Source organism: Kitasatospora sp. NPDC059646 (assembly GCF_042734615.1).
Lineage (GTDB): Bacteria > Actinomycetota > Actinomycetes > Streptomycetales > Streptomycetaceae > Kitasatospora.
The window spans coordinates 83,751-91,897 of sequence record NZ_JBHWDS010000028.1 but is presented as its reverse complement, the minus strand read 5'-3'; the positions used below and the strand labels follow the sequence as shown (position 1 = coordinate 91,897).

Genomic DNA, 8,147 nt, shown 5'->3' with positions numbered 1-8,147 from the left:
CTCGGGTTCGCGGACCGGGAGCCGGGGGGGGTGGTGCTCAGCCGGCGGGCCCAGTGGGGCCCGGCGGGTGATGCGGCGTCAGCAGCCGATCAGGCGGGCGCCCAGGTAGGACTTCACCTGGTCGAGCGACACGCGCTCCTGCGCCATGGTGTCGCGGTCGCGGACGGTCACCGCGTTGTCCTCGAGGGTGTCGAAGTCGACGGTGACGCAGAACGGCGTGCCGATCTCGTCCTGGCGGCGGTAGCGCTTGCCGATCGCGCCGGCGTCGTCGAACTCGACGTTCCAGGCGGACCGCAGGTCGGCGGCGAGGCCGCGGGCCTTCGGGGAGAGGTCGGCATTGCGGGACAGCGGGAGCACCGCGACCTTGACCGGGGCCAGGCGCGGGTCGAGCCGCATGCCGACGCGCTTCTCCATGACGCCCTTGGCGTTCGGCGCCTCGTCCTCGAAGTAGGCGTCGAGCAGGAAGGCCAGCATGGCGCGGTTGAGGCCGGCCGCGGGCTCGATGACGTACGGGAAGTACCGCTCGTTGGCGTCCTGGTCGAAGTACTTCAGGTCCTGGCCGGAGGCCTCGCTGTGCACCGTCAGGTCGTAGTCGGTGCGGTTGGCCACGCCCTCCAGCTCGGAGAACTCGCTGCCGCCGAAGTTGAAGCGGTACTCGATGTCCACCGTGCGCTTGGCGTAGTGGGACAGCTTCTCCTTGGGGTGCTCGAAGAAGCGCATGTTCTCGGTGCGCAGGCCGAGGTCGACGTACCAGTTCCAGCGCTGCTCGAGCCAGTACTCGTGCCAGGTCTCGTCCTCGCCGGGCTTGACGAAGAACTCCATCTCCATCTGCTCGAACTCGCGGGTGCGGAAGATGAAGTTGCCGGGCGTGATCTCGTTGCGGAAGCTCTTGCCGACCTGGGCGATGCCGAACGGCGGCTTCTTGCGCGAAGTGGTCTGCACCGCACGGAAGTTGGTGAAGATGCCCTGCGCGGTCTCCGGGCGGAGGTAGGCCAGGCCGGACGCGTCCTCGGTGACGCCGAGGTGCGTCTTCAGCATGCCCGAGAACTCCTTGGGCTCCGTGAAGGCGCCCTTGTTGCCGCAGTTCGGGCAGTTGATGTCGGCGAGGCCGTTGGCCGGGAGCTTGCCGTGCTTGGCCTCGTAGGCCTCTTCCAGGTGGTCGGCGCGGAAGCGCTTGTGGCAGGAGAGGCACTCGGTCAGCGGGTCGTTGAAGGTCGCGACGTGGCCGGACGCCTCCCAGACCTCACGGGCGAGGATCACCGAGGAGTCGAGACCGACGACATCCTCCCGAGCGGTGACCATCGCACGCCACCACTGGCGCTTGATGTTCTCCTTGAGCTCGACTCCCAGCGGACCGTAGTCCCAGGCGGCGCGAGTACCGCCGTAGATCTCGCTGCAGGGGTAGACGAAGCCACGGCGCTTGCTCAGGCTGACGATCGTGTCGATCTTGTCGGCGGCCACAGTGCTCTCTTCAGTACGACGGCACGGTCAGGGCGCGGCTGGTTGCGCGCGCCCGAAGAAACTCAGGGTACCGGGGATGCGGGGGCGGGATTCAACTCGATAGTGGCACGGGCGGGCGGCCGGGAAGCGGTACCAGGAATGAACAGTCGTGCGTGTTCCGGCGTGTTGGCGCAACTCCCCCGCGGGGCGGCCGGCCCGACTCCCCCGCGGAACAGCGGCACCGGAAGGAGAGGGACAAGGGCGCGCGGGGCCGTCGCGGGAGGCTCGCGGGGGGTCGCGCCGGCCGCAGTGTGACCCCCGTCCCCCCGAACGCAAGTTGACAATCATTTCCACATAAGATGAGAATGGTTGTCATGAAGATTCGCCGCCTGTCGACCTCGATAGCTCTCGCCGCCACGGCCACGGTCGGCGCACTCCTGCTCTCCGCCTGCGGCGGCACCAGCAGCGCGGCGGGCAAGGACGGCGGAAAGCTGGACGTGGTGGCGTCGTTCTACCCGATGGAGTTCCTGGCCCGACAGATCGGCGGGGAGCACGTCAAGGTCACCGACCTGACGGCCGCCGGAGTGGAGCCGCACGACCTCGAACTGACGGCCAAGCAGGTCGCGGCGGTGCAGCGCGCCGACGCGGTGATCTACCTCAAGGGCCTGCAGCCGACGGTGGACAAGGCCGTCGCGATGACCCACGCCAAGCACGTGGTGGACGCCACCGCCGCCTCCCCCCTGGTGGACCACCACCTGGACGAGGGCACCGCCGAGCACGAGGACCACGCCGCCGAGGCCGACGGTGCCGAGCACGACCACGAGCACACCGACGCCGCCGGCGACCCGCACATCTGGCTGGACCCGACCCGGTACGCGGCGGTCGCCAGGACCGTCGGCACCGAACTCGCCGAGGCGGACCCGGCCAATGCCGCCGACTACCAGCGCAACACCGACGCCCTGGTCGCCCAACTCGCCACCCTGGACCAGGAGTTCCGGGACGGCCTGCAGAACGTCAAAACCAGGACGTTCATCACCAGCCACGCCGCGTTCGGCTACCTCGCCGACCACTACGGCCTGAACCAGGTGGCGATCAGCGGCGTCGACCCGGAGGCCGAGCCCACCCCGTCCCGGCTGGCCGCGATCCAGCGCGCCGCCAAGGAGAACGGCGCCACCACCGTCTTCTTCGAGGCCCTGGTCAGTCCCAAGCTGGCCAACACCGTGGCCGGCGACCTCGGCCTGAAGACCGCCGTGCTCGACCCGCTGGAAGGGATCAAGGAGCCGGCCGAACACGACTACCTCTCCGTCATGCGGCAGAACCTCGACAACCTGAAGGCCGCCCTCGGCGCGAGCTGAGCCTCCCGCCCCGCCGGATCCGGTCCGGCGCACCCGGCCGCCCCGGCGAACCCGACCGACCCCACCACCCCGACGAACCCGACCGACCCCACCACCCCGACGAACCCGACCGACCCCGACCAACCGGCGCGAGCCGAGCGAGGAACCCACCATGAGCGCTGTCATCTCCACGGCAGACTCCGACCGGCTGCAGCCGTCCTCCGGTGAGGACGCGGAGCCGGCGGTCGTCAGCCTCCGGGGCGCGGTCGCCACCGTCGGCGGTCGGCCGGTGCTGCGCGGCGTCGACCTCACCGTCCGGCCCGGCGAAGTGGTGGCGCTGCTGGGCGCCAACGGCTCCGGCAAGTCCACCACCGTGAAGAGCGTGATCGGATCGGTGCCGCTGGAGCAGGGCAGCCTGGAGCTGTTCGGCCGGCCGCTGCGGAAGTTCCGGGCCTGGCACCGGCTCGGCTACGTGCCGCAGCGCACCACCGCGGCCGGCGGGGTGCCGGCGACGGTGCGCGAGGTGGTCTCCACCGGGCGGCTGCCGCAGCACGGCCTGCTGCCGTTCCGGCGCAAGGACCGCGAGGCGGTGGACCGGGCGCTGGCCGCCGTCGGCATGCAGGACCGGGCCGCCGACGGCGTGGCCGACCTGTCCGGCGGCCAGCACCAGCGGGTGCTGATCGCCCGCGCGCTGGTCGGCCGGCCCGACCTGCTGATCATGGACGAGCCGATGGCCGGCGTGGACGTGGACAGCCAGCAGGTGCTCGCCGACATCCTGCGCACCGAGGTGGAGCGCGGCTGCGCGGTGCTCCTGGTGCTGCACGAACTCGGGCCGCTGGAGCCGCTGATCGACCGGGCCGTGGTGCTGCGCGACGGCTGCGTCGCCCACGACGGCCCGCCGCCGCGGGGCGTCGGCCAGCACGCGCTGCCCGGCCACGACCACGTCCACCCGCACGCCGACGACCACCACCACCGCACCACCCAGGGGCTGCTGGCATGATCGAGATGTTCCAACCCGACTTCATGCAGCGGGCGTTCCTCGCCGCAGTGCTGGTCGGCATCACCGCGCCCTCGGTCGGCATCTACCTGGTGCAGCGCCGCCAGGCGCTGATGGGCGACGGCATCGGGCACGTGGCACTGACCGGTGTCGGCCTCGGCTTCCTGTTCCAGGCCAACCCGGTCTGGATGGCCGTGCTGGTCTGCGTGCTCGGCTCGATCGTGATGGAGCTGGTCCGCGCCCGCGGCAACCAGCGCGGCGACATCGCGCTGGCGATGCTGTTCTACGGCGGCATGGCCGGCGGCAAGTTGCTGGTCTCGATGAGCAGCCAGGCCGGTTCCGGCAGCCTGGAGAGCTACCTGTGGGGTTCGATCCTCACCGTCTCCCCCGGCGACCTGGCGGTGATCGGCGCCCTGGCGCTGGTCGTCGTCGCGGTCACCGTGGGTCTGCGCCGCCAGCTCTTCGCGGTCTGCCAGGACGAGGAGTTCGCCCGGGTCACCGGTCTGCCGGTGCGGGTGATCAACCTGCTGCTCGCGGTGATGGCCGCGGTCACCGTGACCGTCGCCATGCGGGTGGTCGGCCTGCTGCTGGTCAGCGCGCTGATGGTGGTTCCGGTCGCGGCGGCCCAGCAGTTGACGCGTTCCTTCGCGGCCACCCAGGCCGCTGCGGTGGGCGTCGGCGTGACGGCGGCCCTGCTCGGCGTCGGCACCTCCTACCAGGCCGACCTGCCGTCCGGTCCGACCATCGTGATCCTGGCCATCCTGGCGTTCGCCCTGTTCAGCGCGGTCGCCGCACCGCTGGCCCGGCGCCGGCACCGGCCCGCGGCCGACCACGGCCCGGTGGTGTGCGACGTGGCGCTGCCCGACCAGGGCGGCGGCGCGCCGGAGGCCGGGGCGCCGCGCTCGGGGGAGACGCTGTCAAGTCGGGGGCTGGCACAATGATGTGCGATACCACCCGATCAGCAGGAGGACCCACGGTGACCACCGCAGGCCCGTCGCCGCGCGCTCGATCGACTCGGCAGCGAACCGCCGTCTCGGCGGTCCTGGACGAGGTCGAGGATTTCCGCAGCGCGCAGGAACTGCACGACATGCTCAAGCACCGGGGCGACTCGGTGGGTCTGACCACCGTGTACCGGACGCTCCAGTCCCTCGCCGAGGCCGGTGAGGTGGACGTGCTGCGCACCGCCGAGGGCGAGGCCGTCTACCGCCGGTGCAGCAGCGGACACCACCACCACCTGGTGTGCCGGCACTGCGGGGCGACCGTGGAGGTCGAGGGGCCGGCGGTCGAGCGCTGGGCCAACGCCGTCGCCGCGGAGCACGGTTTCAGCGACATCGCGCACACCCTGGAGATCTTCGGCACCTGCGGCGAGTGCGCCGCCAAGCGCCTGCCGCCCCAGTAGCGCCGGAGGTTCGCGGAGGCCGACGCCGAGGGCCCGGATCGGAGACAGTCCGATCCGGGCCCTCGCTGTCGTACGGGACGGTCGCGTCGACGCCCGCCCGTCGTACGGGACGGTCGCGTCGACGCCCGCCGTCGTACCGGACTACGGGACGGTTCCGTCAGCGCTGCGGCGGCACCTCGGCGGTGGCCTGGTCGTTGGGGACGGCCCCGCCGAAGCGGCGGTCGCGGCGGGCGTACTGCTCGCAGGCGCGCCACAGGTCGCGGCGGTCGAAGTCCGGCCAGAGCACGTCCTGGAAGACCAGCTCGGCGTACGCGGACTGCCAGGCGAGGAAGTTGGAGGTGCGCTGCTCGCCGCTGGGGCGCAGGAAGAGGTCCACGTCCGGCATGTCGGGGTAGTAGAGGTACTTCGCGAACAGTTTCTCGTTGACCTTCTCCGGGTTGAGCTTCCCGGCGGCGACGTCGCGGGCGATGGCCAGGGCGGCGTCGGCGATCTCGGCCCGGCCGCCGTAGTTGACGCAGAAGTACAGCGTCATGGCGTCGTTGTTCTTGGTCTGCTCCTGGGCGACCTGGAGTTCCTGGACGACGCTCTTCCACATCTTCGGCATCCGGCCGACCCAGCGGATCCGGATGCCCATGGCGTCCATCTCGTCGCGGCGGCGGCGGATCACGTCCCGGTTGAAGTTCATCAGGAACTTCACTTCCTCCGGGGAGCGCTTCCAGTTCTCGGTGGAGAAGGCGTACAGCGACAGGTTCTTGACGCCGAGCTCCAGGCAGCCGCGCAGCACGTCGAGGACGACGCCCTCGCCGACCTTGTGGCCCTCGGTGCGGGGCAGGCCGCGCTCCTTGGCCCAGCGGCCGTTGCCGTCCATGACCACCGCGACGTGGTTCGGGACCAGCTCGCCGGGGATCTTCGGCGGCTTCGCGCCGCTGGGGTGCGGGGCGGGGGCTTCGTACGTCCGCTGCTTGCTGCCGAAGAGCCGTCGCGCGACCATGTTCACTTCTCCACGTATCTCATCGAGCGGATGCCCCGCTCCAGGTGCCACTGCAGGTAGGCGGCCACCAGCCCGCTGCCCTCGCGCCAGTACCGCGGTTCGCAGGCGTCGGCGGTCTGCCAGTCGCCGGACAGCAGCGCGCCGAGCAGTACCAGTGTCTCAGGGGAGGGTACGGCACTTCCGGGGACCCGGCAGTCGCCGCACAGCACGCCGCCGGCCTGGAGGGAGAAGAACCGGTTGGGGCCGGGCAGTCCGCAGCGGGCGCAGTCGGTGAAGCTCGCGCCGTAGCCGTTGACGGCCAGCGAGCGCAGCAGGAAGGCGTCCAGCACCAGGTGCGACTGGTGGGTGCCGCCGGCCAGCGTGCGCAGGCCGCCGACCAGCAGCAGGTACTGCTGGACGGCGGGTTGGCCCTCGTTCTCGGCGAAGCGTTCGGCGGTCTCCAGCATCGCGGTGCCGGCGGTGTAGCGGGTGTAGTCGTCGACGATCCGGGCGCCGTAGGGGGCGATGGTCTCCACCTGGGTGCACAACGGCAGGCTGCGGCCGACGAGTTCGCTGCCCCGGCTGAAGAACTGGATGTCGACGTGCGAGAACGGTTCGAGGCGCGCGCCGAACTTCGACTTGGTCCGGCGCACGCCGCGCGCCACCGCCCGGACCTTGCCGTGCTGGCGGGTCAGGAAGGTGATGATCCGGTCGGCCTCGCCGAGCTTCTGGGTGCGGAGCACGATGCCGTCGTCGCGGAAGAGACTCATGGTGGTTCCCATTGTCCCGTACCGCACCGACAGCGCGGCGGACGACGGCCCGGCGGGCGGGCGCCGGAGGCCTAGCCGGAGCACACGGCCCGGAGGGCGGGCCGCGGCCGGGGCGCGGCGCGCAGCCGAGAGCCCGCACCGGGGTTGTGGGGGCTTTCACCCGTGCGGTGCGGGTCACGGCGGGCCCGGGAGGGGGGAGTTCGGGCCCGGTTCGGGGAGGGTCGTCAGTGCGTGGCGCGGGTGGCCGCCTCCAGCAGCCGGTCGACCTGCGCGGTGGTGAGGGCGAGGCAGCGGCCGACCACGGCGAGCGCGGCCCGCTCCTGCGGGAGGTAGCGCCCGTCGGCGAGGGCGACCATCGCGCCGAGGGTGAGCAGCCGTTCGCGGCCCTGGACGAGCAGGTGCGGGGCGAGCGGTTCGAGGGCGGCGTGCAGTTCGACGGCCAGGCCGCCGCCCTCGACGTCCACGTCGAGGGGTTCGCCGCTGGTGTGTCCGGAGAGGGCGGCGAGCGAGGCCAGCACCTGGGCCTCGCCGCAGTCGTCGAAGCCGGCCTCCCTGATGACGGTGCAGGCGGCTTCGCGTCCGCTGCGGCTGCCGGTGCCGCCGGCGGCGAGCGCGGCGAGGGCGACGGTGTACTGCGCGTCGCGGAGCATCGCGCCGAGCCGGACCGAGGTGAGCTGGTCCAGCGTGTCGGTGCTGTGGCGGCCGCGGCAGGAGGTGCACTGGACGCAGCGGACCACGCCGCCGAACGGCAGGACCGGGGTGCCGAGCAACCGCAGCCACCGCCGGCCGTGCTGCCGGCGGTAGTTGCGGTCTCCGCCGCAGCCCGGGCAGAAGAATTCACCGAGGACATCCGTCCGCCAGCGAGGGCGGACACCCCACAACCCTGTCACGGCGCCACTCCCCAGACATGGCAGGCGGCCTGCGCATCAATGGGCAGGTCACGCGACCGGACGCCGTGGTCGTCCCACCGACCCCGGTTCCGGTCCGTCGATGTTGCCACGGTTACCGGCCCGTGTCAGCACCCTGAACGGGTGCCGAGGGGAAAATTTGTGACCGGGGACACACCCCACGGGCATGGCCTCGAACCTTACTTGACGGTACGTCAGCAGCGGCCCGCGAGCGCCCCGGGCGCACATCGCCGGACGCCCCGGCCCACCCCCCCGCAGTGCCCGCCCGGGCGGTGGGCCCACTGCGGGTCATTCCCGCCGGGCGGCCCCGTTGAAGGCGCTGAACACGG

8 protein-coding genes are annotated in these 8,147 nt (G+C 71.8%); 4 read left to right on the top strand and 4 right to left on the bottom strand.

The features are described from left to right. Positions 1–78: 78 nt before the first annotated feature. Positions 79–1,461: a glycine--tRNA ligase gene (locus tag ACFV1L_RS20940; protein ID WP_380367844.1), complete on the bottom strand. Its 1,383-nt coding sequence runs from the start codon at positions 1,459–1,461 to the stop codon at positions 79–81. 353 nt (positions 1,462–1,814) lie between these two features. Here ACFV1L_RS20940 and ACFV1L_RS20935 point away from each other — a divergent pair, with 353 nt between their 5' ends. From ACFV1L_RS20935 to ACFV1L_RS20920, 4 genes are all read left to right on the top strand, one after another. Beyond that, positions 1,815–2,795: a metal ABC transporter substrate-binding protein gene (locus tag ACFV1L_RS20935; protein WP_380367842.1), complete on the top strand. Its 981-nt coding sequence runs from the start codon at positions 1,815–1,817 to the stop codon at positions 2,793–2,795. A gap of 151 nt (positions 2,796–2,946) precedes the next feature. Beyond that, positions 2,947–3,774 carry a metal ABC transporter ATP-binding protein gene (locus ACFV1L_RS20930; protein ID WP_380367841.1) on the top strand — a complete coding sequence of 276 codons (828 nt, stop codon included), beginning with the start codon at positions 2,947–2,949 and terminating at the stop codon, positions 3,772–3,774. Then, positions 3,774–4,712, top strand: coding sequence for a metal ABC transporter permease (locus ACFV1L_RS20925; protein WP_380367853.1), 939 nt, complete (start codon positions 3,774–3,776; stop codon positions 4,710–4,712). The genes ACFV1L_RS20930 and ACFV1L_RS20925 overlap by 1 nt, the downstream gene beginning before the upstream one ends. A 35-nt stretch (positions 4,713–4,747) precedes the next feature. Continuing rightward, positions 4,748–5,170, top strand: coding sequence for a Fur family transcriptional regulator (locus ACFV1L_RS20920; RefSeq protein ID WP_380367839.1), 423 nt, complete (start codon positions 4,748–4,750; stop codon positions 5,168–5,170). Positions 5,171–5,327: 157 nt separating this feature from the next. Here the strand turns inward: ACFV1L_RS20920 and ACFV1L_RS20915 are convergent, their stop codons facing one another. From ACFV1L_RS20915 to ACFV1L_RS20905, 3 genes are all read right to left on the bottom strand, one after another. Further along, complete coding sequence (locus tag ACFV1L_RS20915; protein ID WP_380367837.1) at positions 5,328–6,161, bottom strand: isoprenyl transferase; 834 nt, start codon at positions 6,159–6,161, stop codon at positions 5,328–5,330. A 2-nt stretch (positions 6,162–6,163) separates the two neighbouring features. Further along, positions 6,164–6,910: a DNA repair protein RecO gene (gene recO / locus ACFV1L_RS20910; RefSeq protein WP_380367835.1), complete on the bottom strand. Its 747-nt coding sequence runs from the start codon at positions 6,908–6,910 to the stop codon at positions 6,164–6,166. 224 nt (positions 6,911–7,134) lie between these two features. Then, positions 7,135–7,800, bottom strand: a complete 666-nt coding sequence (locus ACFV1L_RS20905; RefSeq protein WP_380367833.1) for a TerB family tellurite resistance protein — start codon at positions 7,798–7,800, stop codon at positions 7,135–7,137. Positions 7,801–8,147 lie beyond the last annotated feature (347 nt).